Annotated in this window: 16 protein-coding genes; 13 read left to right on the top strand and 3 right to left on the bottom strand. The window is 48.3% G+C overall.

Translation table 11 applies throughout. The annotated features are described in order from the left end of the window. Positions 1 to 42 precede the first annotated feature (42 nt). The 7 genes from QNM19_RS07455 to tcdA all read left to right on the top strand — a co-directional run bounded on the left by QNM19_RS07455 (position 43) and on the right by tcdA (position 7,273). Positions 43 to 2,100: a DNA internalization-related competence protein ComEC/Rec2 gene (locus QNM19_RS07455; protein ID WP_284026542.1), complete on the top strand. Its 2,058-nt coding sequence runs from the start codon at positions 43 to 45 to the stop codon at positions 2,098 to 2,100. A 63-nt stretch (positions 2,101 to 2,163) separates the two neighbouring features. Beyond that, the gene (gene msbA, locus QNM19_RS07450; RefSeq protein WP_284026541.1) at positions 2,164 to 3,906 is read left to right on the top strand and encodes a lipid A export permease/ATP-binding protein MsbA; all 1,743 of its coding nucleotides are present in this window, start codon (positions 2,164 to 2,166) and stop codon (positions 3,904 to 3,906) included. After that, entirely contained in the window at positions 3,903 to 4,886 is a 984-nt protein-coding gene (lpxK, locus tag QNM19_RS07445; RefSeq protein ID WP_049866169.1) for a tetraacyldisaccharide 4'-kinase, read from the top strand. Before msbA ends, lpxK begins: the two co-directional genes overlap by 4 nt. Continuing rightward, positions 4,876 to 5,073, top strand: coding sequence for a Trm112 family protein (locus QNM19_RS07440; protein WP_010381495.1), 198 nt, complete (start codon positions 4,876 to 4,878; stop codon positions 5,071 to 5,073). Before lpxK ends, QNM19_RS07440 begins: the two co-directional genes overlap by 11 nt. Beyond that, positions 5,061 to 5,825 carry a 3-deoxy-manno-octulosonate cytidylyltransferase gene (gene kdsB / locus QNM19_RS07435; RefSeq protein ID WP_284026540.1) on the top strand — a complete coding sequence of 255 codons (765 nt, stop codon included), beginning with the start codon at positions 5,061 to 5,063 and terminating at the stop codon, positions 5,823 to 5,825. Before QNM19_RS07440 ends, kdsB begins: the two co-directional genes overlap by 13 nt. Next, the gene (locus tag QNM19_RS07430; protein ID WP_049866168.1) at positions 5,812 to 6,477 is read left to right on the top strand and encodes a TIGR01621 family pseudouridine synthase; all 666 of its coding nucleotides are present in this window, start codon (positions 5,812 to 5,814) and stop codon (positions 6,475 to 6,477) included. The genes kdsB and QNM19_RS07430 overlap by 14 nt, the downstream gene beginning before the upstream one ends. A gap of 1 nt (position 6,478) precedes the next feature. Beyond that, positions 6,479 to 7,273 (top strand): tRNA cyclic N6-threonylcarbamoyladenosine(37) synthase TcdA, encoded by a 795-nt coding sequence (tcdA, locus tag QNM19_RS07425; protein ID WP_049866167.1) that lies wholly within the window; start codon positions 6,479 to 6,481, stop codon positions 7,271 to 7,273. A gap of 22 nt (positions 7,274 to 7,295) precedes the next feature. On the opposite strand, the gene QNM19_RS07420 is transcribed toward tcdA, so the two are convergent. The 3 genes from QNM19_RS07420 to QNM19_RS07410 all read right to left on the bottom strand — a co-directional run bounded on the left by QNM19_RS07420 (position 7,296) and on the right by QNM19_RS07410 (position 10,348). Then, the gene (locus QNM19_RS07420; protein ID WP_010381491.1) at positions 7,296 to 7,703 is read right to left on the bottom strand and encodes a SufE family protein; all 408 of its coding nucleotides are present in this window, start codon (positions 7,701 to 7,703) and stop codon (positions 7,296 to 7,298) included. Positions 7,704 to 7,705: 2 nt separating this feature from the next. Next, positions 7,706 to 8,929, bottom strand: a complete 1,224-nt coding sequence (locus tag QNM19_RS07415) for an aminotransferase class V-fold PLP-dependent enzyme (RefSeq protein WP_284026539.1) — start codon at positions 8,927 to 8,929, stop codon at positions 7,706 to 7,708. A gap of 132 nt (positions 8,930 to 9,061) precedes the next feature. Further along, positions 9,062 to 10,348: a citrate synthase gene (locus tag QNM19_RS07410; protein WP_125564282.1), complete on the bottom strand. Its 1,287-nt coding sequence runs from the start codon at positions 10,346 to 10,348 to the stop codon at positions 9,062 to 9,064. A gap of 412 nt (positions 10,349 to 10,760) precedes the next feature. On the opposite strand from QNM19_RS07410, the gene sdhC reads away from it, so the two are divergent. The 6 genes from sdhC (at position 10,761) to odhB (ending at position 18,371) form a co-directional block, all read left to right on the top strand. Then, positions 10,761 to 11,138, top strand: a complete 378-nt coding sequence (sdhC, locus tag QNM19_RS07405) for a succinate dehydrogenase, cytochrome b556 subunit (protein WP_082225568.1) — start codon at positions 10,761 to 10,763, stop codon at positions 11,136 to 11,138. Further along, positions 11,129 to 11,476 (top strand): succinate dehydrogenase, hydrophobic membrane anchor protein, encoded by a 348-nt coding sequence (gene sdhD / locus QNM19_RS07400; protein ID WP_049865973.1) that lies wholly within the window; start codon positions 11,129 to 11,131, stop codon positions 11,474 to 11,476. The genes sdhC and sdhD overlap by 10 nt, the downstream gene beginning before the upstream one ends. Then, positions 11,477 to 13,249: a succinate dehydrogenase flavoprotein subunit gene (gene sdhA, locus QNM19_RS07395; protein ID WP_010381483.1), complete on the top strand. Its 1,773-nt coding sequence runs from the start codon at positions 11,477 to 11,479 to the stop codon at positions 13,247 to 13,249. A gap of 10 nt (positions 13,250 to 13,259) precedes the next feature. Further along, complete coding sequence (locus QNM19_RS07390) at positions 13,260 to 13,979, top strand: succinate dehydrogenase iron-sulfur subunit (RefSeq protein ID WP_010381481.1); 720 nt, start codon at positions 13,260 to 13,262, stop codon at positions 13,977 to 13,979. Positions 13,980 to 14,062: 83 nt separating this feature from the next. Further along, entirely contained in the window at positions 14,063 to 16,876 is a 2,814-nt protein-coding gene (sucA, locus tag QNM19_RS07385) for a 2-oxoglutarate dehydrogenase E1 component (RefSeq protein WP_049865972.1), read from the top strand. Positions 16,877 to 16,886: 10 nt separating this feature from the next. Then, positions 16,887 to 18,371, top strand: coding sequence for a 2-oxoglutarate dehydrogenase complex dihydrolipoyllysine-residue succinyltransferase (gene odhB / locus QNM19_RS07380; protein WP_049865971.1), 1,485 nt, complete (start codon positions 16,887 to 16,889; stop codon positions 18,369 to 18,371). Positions 18,372 to 18,477: the final 106 nt, after the last annotated feature.

The following is an 18,477-nucleotide window of genomic DNA, read 5'->3' as shown; positions in this document are numbered from 1 at the left end:
GCTTTTTCGAGTGTTTTGGCAGGTTTTATTTTAGGTATTTTTGTGACGATTTGTCACTATTGGCTGGTTTATGCACCACCGGTTGCTGAAAAAGTCTTAGAGCAGGAGGTCCCAGTGGTCGGTGTTGTGAGTAAAGTGATAGGCTCAGGTACGCGACCCTATGTCACGCTCGATCTGAAACAACTGGGACAATATAAAGTACCTTGGTATCGTACTATACGGATCAATGCCTCATTGAGCGGTGAACTGCCTGCTGAGTTACACGAGACAGTGCTGTCAGGAAGCGCCATTCTTAAACCATTTCGTAGTCGAAAAAACTTTACGGTATTTGATGCTGAGCTTTATGCCTTTCGAAGCCAAATATTCTATAAAGGCCGGATAGCCGTGTCTGAAGTGACTGCTGGTGAACAAAAAACCTGGCGAGCGGCATATCGTGACTGGGTTGCAGAGGCGTTCGAAGGGCTACATTTTGGCTGGTTCTATTATGTGTTGCTCACGGGAGATAAAAGTACCATTGCGCAAGCGGACAAAGATCATTTTAAGTCTCTGGGCCTGAGTCACTTGCTGGCTATTTCTGGTTTGCATGTAGCCATTGTCTTTGCGCTGAGTTTTACTCTTTGTAAGTTCGGCTTGTGGTTATTTTGGCCGCATCTATCCCAATGGCATAACTATCAGCTGGGTTATTTTGTTTTCGCGCTGGGGCTCAGTGGCGGGTATGTGTGGCTAAGTGGGTTACAGGTGTCTGCACAGCGTGCCTGGTTAATGGCTTTGCTGGGAGCATGTTGCTTTTTGTTTGCCCGGCAACTGAGCCCTGCAAGAGTCTTGTTGTATGCGTTGGTTGTGATCCTGGTTGCCAACCCGTTTGCGGTGCTTAATCTGGGCCTGTATTTTTCATTCCTGGCCGTTGTGACGATTTTTTTCGTATTTCGAACTGCGATGCAGGGGTCAGAGCATACGTCCAAAGCTAAGCTTCTATGTTATTTGCAATGTGCTTTATTTGTTACATTATTGCCGCTCACGCTCTATTCGTATCATGGGTTTAGTGCGAGCAGTATCTTAGTTAATTTGTTGGTTATCCCCTTGCTGACGGTGGTGATTTTTCCGCTTTTGCTGCTGCACACACTTGCTGTGCTGACCATGGACAAGGCGATGTTGGGCCCATTTGATGCACTGCTGAACTCTGTCTACCAATGGGTAAACACATTTCCTTACCATTGGTGGCAGATTGGTGCCGTGAGCATTGAGGTGGTGACGTTAGGCTATCTGGCATTGCTCCTTTGTGTGTGTGCCGTGACCCGGATCTTTGCCTGGATCCCGCTGTCTGCCGGGGTGATATTCAGTGTGCTTGAGCGTTCTCCTGACTGGCAAGTGGATGTCTTTGATGTTGGTCATGGCACGGCGGTACTGGTATCCACGCAGGGCAAGGGTATTTTGGTTGACCTGGGTGCTAGTTATTTTTCCCGATATTCATTGTTTGATAATGTAATTAAGCCCTATCTTGAGGCTCATCGTATTCGCTTGCTGCATACCGTGATAAGCCATGATGACAGTGACCACAACGGTGGGTTAGCAGATTTATACCGCTACGATGGTGGCCGCTCGCTTTGGCAGTTTCACGAGGGGGACGGTAAGGCGCTGTGCACCTTAAAAACGGTGACAATGGATAAATTAACCATAGAGTCGCTCTGGCCAGCAGCCCCGATGAACAGTGACAATAATAACTCCTGTGTGATCAGGGTTAGTGATGGCAATACCAATCTGCTATTGCCAGGGGACATTGAACAGCTGGCTGAGCATGCATTGCTGGCGTTACAAGGTGGAAAAATGCCCGCTGATATACTGATTGCGCCGCATCACGGCAGTAACACGTCGTCCAGCATGGCGTTTGTCTCAGCCGTTGCACCTAGGTGGGTTGTGTTCTCGCGCGGCTACTACTCGCCATGGCGTTTGCCGCACCAGGAGGTTGTGGAGCGCTATCAGTTAATCGGCAGTCGTATGCTGGATACGGCCGAAGATGGTCAGATCCGATTCAAAATAACCGGGACAGACGTTCAAGTAGAAACTGCCCGGGACAGGAAAAGTTTTTGGTTCTTAAGATAATGCATTCAGTTTTGCCATCAGTACCGCTACAATACGCGGGTTATGACGTACCAGAGAGACACTATGCAACAATCCGCCAAGCAGATCTACAAGCGGCTTCTGAGTTACACCTTCGATTTTAAAGTGCCCGCCTTGTTTGCCATTATTGGCATGCTCGGTTATGCCGCAATGGACGCACTCTTTGTTCAGCTGATGCAGCCTTTTATCGATGATGGCCTGACAGCGCGCAACGCAGAAGTGTTAAAAATGGCACCCATTGTGGTGGTGCTACTGGTTATTGGACGGGGTATTTTCAATTACATGGCATCATACTGTCTGAGCTATGTGGGCTCTCAGGTGGTCAGAAAGCTCCGCCAGTCCTTGTTTGAGCATATGCTATTTTTACCCGTGAGTTTTCATGATCAACACTCTAATGGCGAAATGATCTCGAAAATCACGTTCGATACTGAACAAGTACAACAGGCCGTAACCCGTGCTTTGCAGGTTATGATCCGCGAAGGGGCCTTTGTACTGTTCCTGCTGGTGGTGATGTTCAACGCCAGCTGGCAGTTGTCCTTGATATTCTTAGTTGTTATTCCCATTGTTGGCGTGATTGTGAACCTGGTCTCTAAGCGTTTTCGCAAGATCTCAAAGAATATTCAGGATGCCATGGGAGAGGTGACCCGCAGCTCTGAGCAAATGCTGGCGGGGCATAAAGTGATCCATGGCTTCGGCGGCCAGGACAAAGAGATAACTCACTTTGCTGATGTCAACAATCGTAATCGCCAGCAGAGAGTGAAGATGGATGCGACCAGGGCGCTAAGCGTGTCTGTGATCCAAATTATTGCAGCCAGCGCGATGGCGTTGATCCTTGCTATTATCGCGATGCCAGAAATGATCGACACGATTTCGTCGGGTACCTTTGTGTCTTTGACAACGTCGATGATGATGATGCTCAGACCGCTCAAGCAGCTGGCTAATGTGAATAGTGATTTACAGCGGGGGATTGCCGCTGCCACCAGTATTTTTGAAATTCTGGACAAAGAGCAGGAAAAGAATACAGGCAAGCTCGCAGCGGATAGTGTGAAAGGCGAGCTGACAGTTTCTGGTGTGACATTCCATTATCCGGGCAAAGACGAAGCCGTTATCAAATCCTTATCTTTGCAAATTCCGGCCGGTCAGAGCATTGCGCTAGTGGGGCGCAGTGGCTCTGGCAAATCAACTTTGTCCAACCTGTTGCCACGTTTTTATGACTGGGATGAAGGAGAGATAACCCTCGATGGGGTGAAACTTCAAGACTACACTTTGCCATCACTGCGTAAACAGTTCGCGCTGGTGTCACAACAGGTGGTGTTGTTTAACGATACCATCGCTAATAACATCATGTATGGACTGGAGCGCCCCTATACCCAGGAGGAGCTGGAGCAGGTGGCTAAACAGGCGCATGTCTGGGAATTTGTCAAAGACTTGCCAGAGGGTTTGAATACTATGGTGGGTGAAAACGGCGTCATGCTTTCCGGTGGTCAGCGTCAACGCATCGCTATCGCCCGTGCAATTGTTAAAAATGCCCCCATTCTGATATTGGATGAAGCAACTTCTGCATTGGATACTGAGTCAGAGCGGTTAATTCAGCAAGCGCTCGACAACCTGATGAAAGATAAAACCTCTATTGTGATCGCACATCGCTTGTCGACCATTGAGCAATCAGACTGCATCTATGTGCTCGATCAGGGGCGTATTGTCGAGCAAGGCAAGCATCAGGCATTGCTGGAGCAAAAGGGGATTTATGCTGCTTTGTGTCAGATGCAGTACGGTGAGCAGGCATGAATCGCTTAGAGCGCAGCTGGTATCAACCTGTAGGGCTGATAAATATCTTATTGTTGCCTTTGTCAGGTGTATTTTGGTTGCTGAGTTCACTGCGCAGGGTGCTGTTTAAGCTGGGCCTTAAAGGTGTCTATAAAGCGGCCGTGCCGGTGATCATCGTTGGCAATATCGGCATAGGTGGCAACGGCAAAACGCCGTTTGTTTTGTGGCTGGTGCCATATCTTGAATCTTTGGGTCTCAAAGTCGCGGTGATCAGCCGTGGCTATGGTGCACACCCCCCCAGCCTGCCATATCGAGTGACAGATAGCAGCAGCGCCAAAGAAGCAGGTGACGAGCCTTTATTGATATACAAGCGATTAGGCTGCCCGGTGATGATAGGTGGCGATCGCCAGGCGAGTATTGAACTGCTGATGCGCGAAGATAAACCGGATATTATCGTCAGTGACGATGGCCTGCAGCACTATCAGCTGGCCCGGGATATTGAGATTTGCATCGTTGATGCGCAGCGCCGCTTTGGCAACACTCTGTTGTTACCGGCTGGCCCGTTACGTGAAGCGCCGAGCCGCCTGAAGCACACTGACTTGGTGGTCTATAATGGCAAATCAGATGGGGTTGGTTATGAGCTGGTACGCAGTGGCTATTTCAGTGTCCGCGATAATCAGGCAATTGAACAAATAGCTGAGCAGGGCATTGCTGTGAGTGCTATTGGCAATCCACAACGCTTTGAACAGTCATTGCGTTCAGATGGTGTTGAGCTCCTTGATACACTGCATTTTGCCGACCACCACGCTTACAGCGAGTCAGACTTTGCGACCTGCGAACACCTTGCTGTATTTATGACCGAAAAAGACGCAGTAAAATGCCAGTCATTCGGTAAAGAAAATTGGTATTATTTAAAAGTAGACGCACAGCCAAGTGCTGAACTTACACAACAACTTAATTCGTTATTAAAACAAAAAGGGATAGTCAACCATGGCCTTTGACACTAAATTACTCGAGATTATTGCCTGTCCGGTTTGCAAAGGAAAACTGAGATTTGACAAAGACAATCAGGAGCTGATCAGCACGGCTGCGAAACTGGCTTATCCGGTAAGAAACGACATTCCAGTACTGCTGGAAAATGAAGCGCGCGAATTATCGCTCGAAGAGGTCGAAAAGTGGAATTCATAGTCGTTATTCCGGCGCGTTACGCTTCAACCCGCCTGCCGGGCAAACCACTGGCTGACATTTGTGGTAAGCCTATGATCCAACATGTTTATGAGCAGGCCCAAAAATCTGGTGCTAAAGCCGTTTATATCGCGACCGATAATGTGCAGGTGTTTGAGCGCGCTCAAGCATTTACTGAAAACGTATTAATGACGCGAGAAGATCATCAATCGGGAACTGAGCGCCTTGCAGAAGTGGTTGAACAGCTTGGACTGGCTGATGATACGTTAGTGGTTAATGTTCAGGGTGATGAGCCCTTACTGGCGCCGGAAAATATCACTCAGGTCGCTACTTTGCTGCATGATGCACAGGAAGCTCCGATGGCCACACTCAGTGTGGACGTTACAGATGTTCACGAAGTGTTGAATCCCAATGCGGTCAAAGTGGTTCAGGATGCCCACCACAATGCACTGTATTTTTCACGCGCTTCTATCCCATTTCAGCGCGACAGCATGATGACGCTGGATGAGAGCAAAGTTCCTCTGGCACATTTTCAACGCCATGTGGGTATCTATGCCTATCGTGCCGGTTTCATTAAAACCTACCTGGCTTTACCGGTCTCTCCCCTCGAAGGTCAGGAATCGCTGGAGCAGTTACGCGTGCTGTATCACGGTTATCGGATCAAAATTGCCAAGGCTTGCCGTCCAGTTTATGCCGGGGTTGATACACCGGAAGATTTAAAGCGTGTAGTCGAGTATCTCAATGGCACCCATTGAGGTCATTGCCAGCCACCCGGACTTTGTGGTGGCGCTTAAGCCCGCGGGAGTGAGCTTTCACAGTGAGCAGGAAAGCGGTTTTGTTGCTTTATTAGCTGAGCAGCTAGGAGAATCGCTATACCCTGTACACCGACTCGATAAAGTGACTTCCGGCTTACTGGTACTGGCTCGCTCCAGTCATGCAGCAGCCCGGCTGACTGAGCTGTTTACCAGTCGGACCGTGGATAAGTTCTATCTAGCCCTGATTGATAGCAAACCTAAAAAGAAGCAAGGCTGGGTCAAAGGCGATATGGCCAAGTCGCGACGTGGGACTTATAAGTTATTAGCGAGTCAGGACAACCCGGCCATCACGCGTTTTTACAGTGCCAGCATAGCCCCGGGTCTGAGAGCTTGTTTACTCAAACCATACAGTGGCAAAACCCATCAGTTGCGGGTGGCGTTAAAAAGCCTGTCTGCACCTATTCTGGGCGATGTCAGCTATGGGGGGAGTGAGGCCGACAGGGTCTATCTGCATGCCTACTGTTTAAGTTTTGAGTGGGATAATGAAAGAATGACGTTTTATGCTTTGCCGCAAGGCGGGGCACGGTTTGCTGAACTGGCAGACACAGAAGTAATGCAAAGCTGGGCAAAGCCCAGAGAGTTAGAGTGGTAATATGACGCAAGATACATCTTTAAGGTTTGGTGGCATTGGCCGCTTGTATGGTAATACAGAATTAACCTGGCTTGGCGAAGCCAGCTTCTGTGTGATAGGGATTGGCGGTGTTGGCAGCTGGGTGGCTGAGTCACTGGCGCGCACCGGCATAGGTAAAATTACCCTCATTGATCTTGATGATATATGTGTCACAAATGTCAATCGCCAGCTGCATGCAAAAACTGAGACCATAGGCCAGCCTAAAGTCGAAGCCATGCAGGCGCGTTGTCAGTCCATCAACCCGGATTGTCAGGTTGAAGTAATAGATGACTTTATCACTCTGGATAATATCAAAGAGCATATTCAGGGTTTTGATTATGTTATTGACTGCATTGATGCAGTGAAAGAAAAGGCAGCGTTGATAGCCCACTGTAAGCGACAAAAAATTCCGGTGATCACCACAGGTGGCGCAGGCGGTCAGACTGATCCAAGTCAGATTTGCTATGGGGATGTGGCCAAAACGACACACGATCCTTTGCTTGCAAAAGTCCGATACCTGCTGCGCAAGCAATATAATTTTACAACCAACCCGAAACGCAAGTTTGCCGTTGATTGTGTGTACTCAACGGAGCAACTGGTTTACCCAACGGGAGACGGTAGCGTCTGTAAGGCCAAACAAATGGCTGATGGCAGTAAAAATATGGACTGTGCGACCGGGTTTGGCTCTGCCACTATGGTGACGGGCAGTTTTGGCTTTTTTGCCGCGGCAAAAGCGATCCGTAAGTATCTGGACAAGCGGGCGAGGGAAGCAGGCTAATTCACTGTGGTTTTGTCAGGTGCTATTGCAGCACCTGAAGTTGTTGATGAATACGCTCTACAATCGCGCGAACGCCATTACCACGAGATGGGCTCAGGTGTTTGATAAGGCCAAGTGTGGAAAATAACTCATAGCCATCAATTTTTTTTGCTTCTTCTGGCAACTGGTTGTTATAGCAAGCCAGAATAATTGCCAGTAAACCTTTTACGATGCGAGTGTCGGAATCGGCGATGAGGACCAGTCGTTGTTGTTGCTCATCCAGATCCAGGTGTAACCAAACTTTACTTTCACAGCCTTTCACCAGAGCAGCTTCTGTTTTAAGCGCATCAGGCATCGCTGGGAGCGCTTTGCCCAATAGCATGATTTCGCGATATTTGCCCTGCCAGGCGCTGTGCTGAGCAAGGGTCTGCTCTATGTGTGATAAGTCCATAATTACTCTTCTAATAAGCTGATTGTGTCTTTCAGTGCCGCGATAAATCGACAGATGTCCTGATGATTATTATAAAACGCCAGGCTGACTCGGATAGTCCCCTCAATGCCCAGATGCGCCATCAGTGGCTGCGTGCAGTGATGGCCGCTTCTGACGGCAATACCATGGGTATTTAGTAGCGTTGCCAGGTCGTAATGATGTTCTTTTTTATAACTAAAGCTGATTGTGCCGACATTGTGGGTGGTATCGCCCCAAATCCGGATCCCGTCAATGTCGCTTAGTTGTTCAACTAACGTGCGATAAAGCGCCTGTTCGTGCTGGAACAAAGAGTCGTGCTCGAGCGCCATCAGGTATTCCAGCGCTGCGCCAAAGCCAATCACACCGGCAATGTTGGGCGTGCCGGGCTCAAATTTTTCAGGTGCCGGGCGAAACGTTGTACCAGTAAAGCTGACAGTGTCTATCATTTCACCGCCGCTTTGATAGACGGGCAGGGCATTTAGCAGTTCATAGCGACCATACAGGCCACCGAGGCCAGTTGGTCCTAACGCCTTGTGAGCTGAAAAGACATAAAAATCGCAATCAAGTTGCTGCAGATCCGGACGCAGGTGCAATAAAGACTGTGCGCCATCTATCACCGTAATGGTATCTAATTTTTTGCAGCTGCCTATCAATGCTGCCACGTCATTGATATTACCCAGTGCATTGGAGGCGTGACAGACGCTCAGTACTTTTGGTTTCAGGCTCGCAATCAGCGCTTTGGCTTGCTTAAGCTGGAGAATACCTTGCGTGTCTACTGGCAACAACTCAATACGGGCACCTGTGCGCTGTGCTGCGAGTTGCCAGGGTATGATATTCGCATGATGCTCTAAAGGTGAAAGCAGAATTACATCGCCTTCATTCAGACGTTCGCTGAGGCCATAGGCGATTAAGTTGAGCGAGGCTGTCGCGCCACTGGTCCAGACGATTTCTCGGCTTTGTACGTTCAGAAACTGCGCAATTTTGCCCCTCACGGCTTCGTAGGCGATCGTTGCCTGTTCACTGAGCGTGTGTAAACCCCGGTGTACATTGGCGTTTTGAGACTGGTAAAATTCCTTTACAGCCTGGATCACCTGATGCGGCTTTTGGGTCGTTGCAGCAGAGTCTAAATAACACAATGGCTGGTCATCTAGTGACACCTCAAAAATGGGGAAATCATGCCGAAGTTGTGTGCAAGGGTTTTCGTTCAAAAGGGTCTCCTACTGCGCCTGAGCAGGCGGATTTTACCGGATTTATAGTGGCTTGCAAGTCTGTCTGATCGAGAGGCATAAAAAAGGGCTGCCACTGGCAACCCTATTTCAAAAGCGAAAGTTAAGCGCGGCTTATCTGTCGCCTTCTTTTTTGTAGTCACGTGCAGTGTAGCCTGTGTACAGCTGACGTGGACGACCAATTTTGTGGCCCGGCTGAGACAGCATTTCGTTCCAGTGTGAGATCCAGCCAACAGTACGAGACATAGCGAAGATCACAGTGAACATGCTGGTTGGAATACCGATTGCTTTCAGGATGATACCTGAGTAGAAATCAACATTCGGGTATAGTTTCTTCTCAACAAAGTACGGGTCTTCAAGCGCGATTTGTTCAAGTTTCATTGCAACGTCAAGCAATGGATCCTGAATGTTCAGCTCTTTCAATACTTCGTGGCAAGTTTGACGCATTACTGTCGCACGTGGGTCGAAGTTCTTGTATACACGGTGACCAAAGCCCATCAGACGGAACGGGTCGTTCTTGTCTTTTGCTTTTGCAACGTATTCGTCGATACGGTCAACTGTGCCAATTTCTTCTAGCATGTTCAGACATGCTTCGTTTGCACCACCGTGCGCAGGGCCCCAAAGTGAAGCGATACCTGCAGCGATACATGCGTAAGGGTTAGCACCTGAAGAGCCAGCAAGACGGACTGTTGAAGTAGACGCGTTTTGTTCGTGGTCAGCATGAAGCATGAAGATACGATCCATTGCTTTAGCCAGAACAGGGTTCACCTTGTACTCTTCAGCCGGTACTGAGAACATCATGTGTAGGAAGTTTTCAGCATAGCTCAGGTCGTTACGTGGATAAACGAACGGCTGACCTGTGTTGTACTTGTATGCCATAGCAGCAATCGTTGGCAGCTTAGCAACCAGCTTGATTGCACAACGCATACGCTGATCAGCGTCTGAGATGTCCAAGTCATCATGGTAGAATGAAGACAATGCACCAACCACACCACAAAGCATCGCCATTGGGTGAGAATCTACACGGAAGCCTTGGAAGAAAGACGCAATTTTCTCATGCAACATAGTGTTGTGCGTGATGTTCTTTGCAAATTCTTCAAGTTGCGCGTCGTTTGGTAATTCACCGTTTAGAAGCAGGTAGCACAGCTCAATGTAGTTAGATTGCTCTGCTAATTGCTCGATTGGGTAACCACGGTGTAGCAGTACACCCTTTGCACCATCGATATAAGTAATAGATGATTCGCAAGAGCCAGTCGACATAAAACCAGGGTCGTATGTGAAGAAGCCGTGAGCGCCAAGTGTGCGGACGTCGACTACGTCCTGGCCAGCAGTGCCAGAGTAGATCGGGAGTTCGATCGGATCATGACCATCGATATGGACTGTGGCTTTCTTATCTGCCATCTATTTATCTCCTATGAAATAACAATATTCTGATTGTTATGTTGTGATACTAATGTTAAGCAAATTCAGATCATTCTAACTTAAAATGGGGGTGGAAAGTCAATTTTTCTGAGAATTATGCAGAAATGTATGATAAATATTCTACGCAGTTTAAATATTATACCATCGGCTAATTCGCAAGCGTCTCAATCTAAACAAGAATTGTAAAAGGCCGCTTGGCCTTATATACTATCTACGGTTTTATACCGTGTCGTCTGTGGGTAAACCTATTTTTACATTGGCATTTTTCACTTTGTGAACCGCTCAGTGTTTAAACAGGTATATCTAGAGTGTGCCATTTGTGCAAGCAGCGCAAGTGGTTTTATAAAAACAAGTAGATGAGCTCCTTTGTGAGCAAGATGGGCAAGTAACTGTGAAAAAGCAAAGACCTGTAAATCTAGATCTTACGACTATTTCTATGCCACCTACGGCAAAAGCGTCGATTTTGCACCGTATCACCGGTGTTGCGTTATTCTTCGCATTGACCTTTGTCATTTGGGCGTGGTCTGAGTCTCTTTCTTCTCCTGAAGGGTTTGAATTTGTTAAAGAGCTAATGACTGGCTTTATTGCAAAATTCATCGCGTGGGGCACCCTCACCGTATTGTCTTACCACATCATTGGCGGTGTACGTCACATGATCCAAGACATGGGTCACTGGGAAGAATTAGAATCGGGCAACACCAGTGCAAAAATCGCATTGGCGCTGTGGGTAATCGTAGCCATCCTGGCAGGAGTGTGGATATGGTCTTAAATCAAGCAACTCTGAAGCGCGACGGTGTGCAAGACTATGTGTCTTTGCGCGCGACTGCACTAATCATCCTGGCTTATTCGGTGTTTATCGTTGGCTATTTTCTGCTAACGCCCGAAATCAGCTATGAAGCCTGGACAGGTTTATTCTCAAACCTGGCCGTTAAAGCGGCAACTTTCATCACACTGGTATGCATCATGGTCCACACTCGTATTGGCTTGTGGCAAGTTCTTACGGACTACGTGAAATGTTCAACGATGCGTTCTGTGCTGGGCTTTGCACTTAATCTGATGGCACTGGCTTATGTTGTTGTTGGCCTGTTTGTATTGTGGGGTGTTTAAGTGAAATATAATGTTCGTGAATTTGACGCTGTTGTAGTTGGCGCCGGTGGTGCTGGCATGCGCGCAGCGCTTGCGATTTCTGAGTCAGGCAAAACTTGTGCATTGATCTCTAAAGTATTCCCTACACGTTCTCATACGGTATCTGCACAGGGTGGTATTACAGTTGCGCTGGGTAATTCCCACGAAGACAACTGGGAATGGCACATGTACGACACGGTAAAAGGTTCTGATTACATTGGTGACCAGGACGCGATTGAGTACATGACCAAAACTGGTCCTGAGGCGATCACTGAACTTGAAAACATGGGTCTGCCTTTTTCTCGTTTTGAGAATGGCCGTGTTTATCAACGTCCTTTCGGTGGTCAGTCTAAGAATTTTGGTGGTGAGCAGGCTGCACGTACTGCGGCTGCGGCAGACCGTACAGGTCACGCATTGTTACACTGCTTGTACCAACAGAACGTTAAGAACAAAACTAACGTTTTCTCTGAGTGGTACGCGCTTGACCTGGTTAAGAACGACAAAGGCGACGTAGTTGGTGTTACTGCAATCGACATCGAAAGCGGCGAAGTCGTTTACTTCAAATCTAAAGCTGTTGTTTTAGCAACGGGTGGTGCAGGTCGTATCTACGCATCAACCACTAACGCGCACATCAACACGGGCGACGGTGTTGGTATGGCGGTTCGCGCTGGCATCTCTATGCAGGACATGGAAATGTGGCAGTTCCACCCAACCGGTATCGCTGGTGCGGGTACGCTTGTAACTGAAGGCTGTCGTGGTGAAGGTGGTTACCTTCTGAATAAAGACGGCGAGCGTTTCATGGAACGTTATGCGCCTAACGCGAAAGACCTTGCGGGTCGTGACGTTGTTGCTCGTGCAATGATGACTGAAATCCGTGAAGGCCGTGGTTGTGAAGGCCCTTGGGGTACACACATTAAGCTTAAGCTTGACCACTTGGGTGAAGAAATGCTTAACCTACGCCTGCCAGGCGTATGTGACCTGTCTAAGACATTCGCACACGTTGACCCTGCTAAAGAGCCAATTCCAGTTATCCCAACTTGTCACTACATGATGGGTGGTGTTCCGACCAACGTAAATGGTCAGGTACTGAACGTGAATGAAAACGGCGAAGAGCGCATCATTGAAGGTCTGTTCGCGGTTGGTGAAATCGCGTGTGTATCTGTACACGGTGCAAACCGTCTGGGCGGTAACTCACTGCTTGACTTGGTTGTATTCGGTCGTGCGGCAGGTAACTTCCTGGGTACTTACCTACAAGGCTTTGAGTCTACAGGTGATGCATCTTCTGACGATGTTGAGCAGGCATTTGCGCGCTTCAACCGTTGGGAATCGTCTGAGAAAGGCAAAGGCGAAGATCCGGTTCAGATCAAGAAAGATCTACAAGAATGTATGCAGCTTAACTTCTCGGTATTCCGTGAAGGTGATGCGATGGCGGATGGCCTTAAAGAGCTTAAAGAGATCCGTGAACGTCTTAAGTTTGCGCGTCTTGACGACAAGTCAACTGAGTTCAACACCCAGCGTATCGAGTGCTTAGAGCTTGATAACCTGATGGAAACAGCTTACTCAACAGCCGTTGCAGCTAACTTCCGTACAGAAAGCCGTGGTGCACACTCTCGCTTTGACTTCCCTGAGCGTGACGATGAGAACTGGCTGTGCCACTCTCTGCATCACCCAGAGTCAGACACGATGACTAAGCGCGAAGTAAACTTTGCGCCTAAGACACGTGAAGCATTCCCACCGAAAGCACGTACATACTAGGAGCTAAGCGATGGCAACTTTAGAATTATCTGTTTATCGTTACAACCCTGACGTAGATTCAGCACCTCGTATGCAAGATTACAAGCTGGAGGTTGAAGAAGGTCGCGACATGATGGTGCTAGATGCACTGTTAATGTTGAAAGAACAAGATCCAACATTGTCGTTCCGCCGTTCATGCCGTGAAGGTGTGTGTGGTTCTGACGGTGTAAACATGAATGGTAAGAATGGTCTGGCTTGTATCACGCCACTATCTGCATTGCAGAACAATGGCAAAGGCAAGATTATTGTTCGTCCATTACCTGGTCTGCCAGTGATCCGTGACCTGGTTATCGACATGAGCCAGTTCTACACGCAATATGAAAAGGTAAAACCTTACCTGATCAACGACAAGCCAACCGGTGGAGAAGAGCGTCTTCAAAGCATTGAAGAGCGTGATAAGCTGGATGGACTGTACGAGTGTATTCTGTGTGCATGTTGTTCAACGTCATGCCCATCATTCTGGTGGAACCCAGATAAATTTATCGGTCCTGCGGGCCTTCTTCACGCGTATCGCTTCCTGGCTGACAGCCGTGATACTGCAACAGAAGAGCGTCTGGCTGACCTTGATGACGCGTTTAGCGTCTTCCGCTGCCACAGTATCATGAACTGTGTAAGCGTTTGTCCGAAAGGCTTGAATCCTACTAAGGCGATCGGACACATTAAATCTATGTTGTTAAATCGTTCGGTTTAATACATATTTAAATCTACAGATGGCATGCTCAGCATGCCATCTTGTTTTCGTTTAAGTTTCTGCGCTAGAAAAAGGGCTAATAAATGCACGAAGGTGTGATGAAGGCATGGCTGGAATCTTCGCACTTATACGGCGGCAACGTTGCATATGTTGAAGATTTATATGAGGCGTATCTTGATGATGCGGCTTCAGTGCCAGAAGAATGGCGAGAAGTGTTTGATCAACTGCCAAAGGTAGAAGGCGTTGACGTTGATGTTAAGCATTCAGAGATCAAATCTCAGTTTGCAGACCTTGCTAAAAACAAACACAGAGAAGTAATCGTTTCTGCGGAAGGTGCGGCAGATGCAAAACAGGTTCGTGTTTTGCAGCTTATTAATGCATTCAGATTCAGAGGTCACCAAAACGCGAATTTAGATCCATTGGGTCTATGGCAGCGTGATCGAGTTCGTGAACTCGACCTGGCCTATCATGATTTAGACAATGCCGACCTGGAAAAAGAATATAACGTTGGCTCTTTTGCGAGTGGCAAAGAGACAATGAAGCTAAAAGACTTATACAATGCATTGAAGACCACTTACTGTGGCTCTGTCGGTGCAGAGTATATGCACATTACTTCAACAGAAGAAAAACGTTGGTTACAGCAGCGCATCGAATCTTCCTTCGCACAGCCTAAATACAACAAAGAAACTAAGCTTAGGATCCTTAAAGGCCTGACCGCCGCTGATGGTCTTGAAAAGTACCTGGGTGCTAAATTCCCAGGCGCAAAACGTTTCTCACTGGAAGGCGGTGATTCACTGGTTCCCATGCTAAAAGAACTGGTACATCGTGCCGGCGAAAGTGGCCAGGAAGAAGTGGTCATTGGTATGGCACACCGTGGTCGTCTGAACGTATTGGTTAACGTACTGGGTAAAAACCCACAAGTACTGTTTGACGAATTTGCGGGCAAGTACGGCGAGTCAGCGGGCTCTGGTGACGTAAAATATCACATGGGCTATTCTTCAGACTTTGCAACGCAGGGCGGCAACGTTCACATGGCGCTGGCGTTTAACCCGTCACACCTTGAGATCGTAAACCCAGTGGTTATGGGGTCGGTACGTGCACGTTTGGATCGCCTTAACTGTAAGAGCGGCTCTAAAGCACTGCCAATTACTATCCATGGTGACTCAGCTATCGCAGGTCAGGGTGTGGTGCAAGAGACATTCAACATGTCTCAGACTCGTGCTTATGGTGTGGGTGGTTCAATCCGCATCGTGGTGAACAACCAGGTTGGTTTCACTACGTCAAACCAGGAAGATACGCGCTCAACTGAGTACTGTACTGACATCGCTAAGATGGTTCAGGCACCTATTTTCCACGTTAACGCGGATGACCCGGAAGCGGTTGCGTTCGTAACGCAAGTTGCGCTTGATTTCCGTAATAAGTTTAAGCGTGATGTGGTGATTGACTTGGTTTGTTACCGTCGTCACGGCCACAACGAAGCCGACGAGCCAAATGCAACTCAGCCTCTGATGTACCAGAAGATTAAAAAGCACCCAGTGCCTCGTCAGATCTATGCTGACAAACTGGTATCTGAAGGCGTACTGAGCGCTGAAGAAGCGAAGACGCTAGCTGATGATTACCGTAACGGTCTGGACAAAGGTCAGATTGTGGTTGAAGAAATTCAACCTGAGACCAAGCACTCTTCAGATTGGTCTAAGTACGTTGGTCACGACTGGGATACGGCTTACGAGGCAAGTGTTCCGGTTGAAAAGCTCAAAGAGTTAAGCGAGAAAATCTCGACTTACCCGGCTGATCACAAAGCTCAGTCGCGGGTTAAGAAAATCTACGACGACCGTAAGACCATGGCCAGTGGCGAAAAGCTACTTGACTGGGGTATGGCAGAAACACTTGCTTATGCGACTTTGGTTGATCAGGGTACAGACATTCGTCTGACCGGTCAGGATTCAGGTCGTGGTACTTTCTTCCACCGTCATGCTGTTGTTCACAACCAAGCTGATGCTTCAACTTATCTGCCGTTGCAAAACGTTCGAGACGATCAGGGTCTGTTTGAAGTATATGACTCAGTATTGTCTGAAGAAGCTGTACTGGCGTTTGAATATGGTTACGCAACTGCTGAGCCAACTTCATTGGTACTGTGGGAAGCACAATTCGGCGACTTCGCTAATGGCGCTCAGGTTGTTTTCGACCAATTCCTGAGCTCAGGTGAACAAAAGTGGGGCCGTCTGTGTGGTCTGACTTTATTACTGCCACATGGTTACGAAGGCCAAGGCCCTGAGCACAGCTCTGCGCGTCTTGAACGTTACCTGCAACTGTGTGCAGACCACAACATGCAAGTGTGTGTACCAAGTACACCTGCACAAGTGTATGCCATGTTACGTCGTCAGTCAGTACGTCCTTTGCGTCGTCCACTGATTGTTATGACACCAAAATCTTTACTTCGTCACCCTCTGGCTGTGTCTAGCCTGGATGAGTTGTCCGAAGGTGTTTTCCACAACATGATCGATGAGATTGATGACATCAATCCTGAAAACGTCGAGCGCGTTGTGTTCTGTAGCGGTAAGGTTTACTACGAATTGCTACAGGAGCGTCGCAAGCAAGAGCTGAATAATGTCGCTATCGTTCGTGTGGAGCAGTTATATCCGTTCCCGCACAAAGAGATGGACGAAATCATGGCTCGCTACCAGCACGTTAAAGACTTCGTATGGTGTCAGGAAGAGCCTCAAAACCAGGGGGCCTGGTACTGTTCACAACACCATTTCTGGGAAGCTATCCCAAGTGGTGCGAAGTTGACTTACGCCGGTCGTAAAGCTGCAGCAGCGCCTGCATGTGGCTACATGTCGACCCATACAAAAGAACAAAATGCGTTGATTGCTGACGCTTTAACTATTAAGAAATAAGGAATTAGAGATGACGACCGAAATTAAGGTTCCTGTTCTTCCTGAATCTGTTGCAGATGCAACAGTTGCCACATGGCACGTAAGCGTTGGTGACAAAGTAAGCCGTGACCAAAACCTGGTAGATATCGAAACAGACAAAGTTGTGCTAGAAGTGGTTGCACCGGAAGACGGTGTTATCGTCGCTATCTCTGAAGAAGAGGGCGCAACGGTTCTTGGTGAGCAAGTTATCGCACAGCTGGGCGCGTCAGATGCCGCTCCAGCGCAATCAAATGAACAAACAGCAGCGCCAGCAGCGGCGCCAGCAGCAGAAGGTAAAGAAGTGGACATTAAAGTACCTGTACTTCCTGAATCAGTAGCAGACGCTACAGTTGCAACTTGGCATGTACAACCAGGTGAAGCGGTAAGCCGCGACCAAAACCTGGTAGACATCGAAACAGACAAAGTTGTTCTTGAAGTTGTTGCACCTGAAGACGGTGTAATGGGCGAGCAACTGCACGCAGAAGGTGAAACCGTTCTGGGTGAGCAAGTGATTGGTAAACTGGTTGCCGGTGGCGCGCCAGCAGCGGCTCCAGCTGCACAGGCTGACGCTGCACCAGCAAGCGATGACAATGCAGACGTGCTAACGCCATCTGTACGTCGTCTGATTGCTGAAAAAGGTCTTGATGCTTCACAAATCAAAGGCACAGGCAAAGGCGGTCGTATCACTAAAGAAGATGTTGACGCATTCCTGAAAGCGCCTGCGGCAAAACCAGCAGCAGCGCCAGCGGCGGCAGCACCTGCGGCGCCAGTAGGTGACCGTACTCAGAAGCGTGTTCCAATGACTCGTCTGCGTAAGACAATCGCGAACCGTCTGCTTGAAGCGAAGAACTCTACGGCGATGTTGACTACGTTCAACGAAGTAAACATGAAGCCTATCATGGACCTTCGTAAGCAGTACAAAGACGTATTTGAAGAGCGTCACGGTATCCGTCTTGGTTTCATGTCTTTCTACGTGAAAGCGGTTACAGAAGCACTGAAGCGTTTCCCTGAAGTAAACGCGTCTATCGACGGCGATGACATCGTTTACCACAACTACTTCGACATCAGCATCGCAGTATCTACACCACGTGGTCTGGTAACACCAGTACTACGCGACTGTGACAAGCTGTCTGTTGCTGAAATCGAAAAAGGCATCCGTGAGCTGGCACTTAAAGGCCGTGACGGTAAACTAACTGTTGACGACATGACTGGCGGTAACTTCACAATCACTAACGGTGGTGTATTTGGTTCACTACTGTCTACGCCTATCATCAACTTGCCACAGTCTTCAATCCTGGGTATGCACAAAATCCAGGAGCGTCCAATGGCGGTAAACGGCAAGGTTGAAATCCTGCCTATGATGTACCTGGCGCTATCTTACGATCACCGTCAAATCGATGGTAAAGAATCGGTTGGCTTCCTGGTTACAATTAAGGAACTTCTGGAAGATCCAACGCGTCTGCTTCTGGACGTTTAATCATCTAGATTAAAGATTAAGCTGTATGTGAGCATAATGTCCGCATACAGCTTTTTTTTTGCGCCATTAGTCTTACTGGGGTTTTCATACAAGGCCTTGAGATCTA

This window comes from Pseudoalteromonas ardens, assembly GCF_030125445.1.
GTDB classification, from domain to species: domain Bacteria; phylum Pseudomonadota; class Gammaproteobacteria; order Enterobacterales; family Alteromonadaceae; genus Pseudoalteromonas; species Pseudoalteromonas ardens.
Note: the sequence above shows the minus strand (reverse complement) of the source record. Positions and strands in the feature narration are given on the sequence as shown.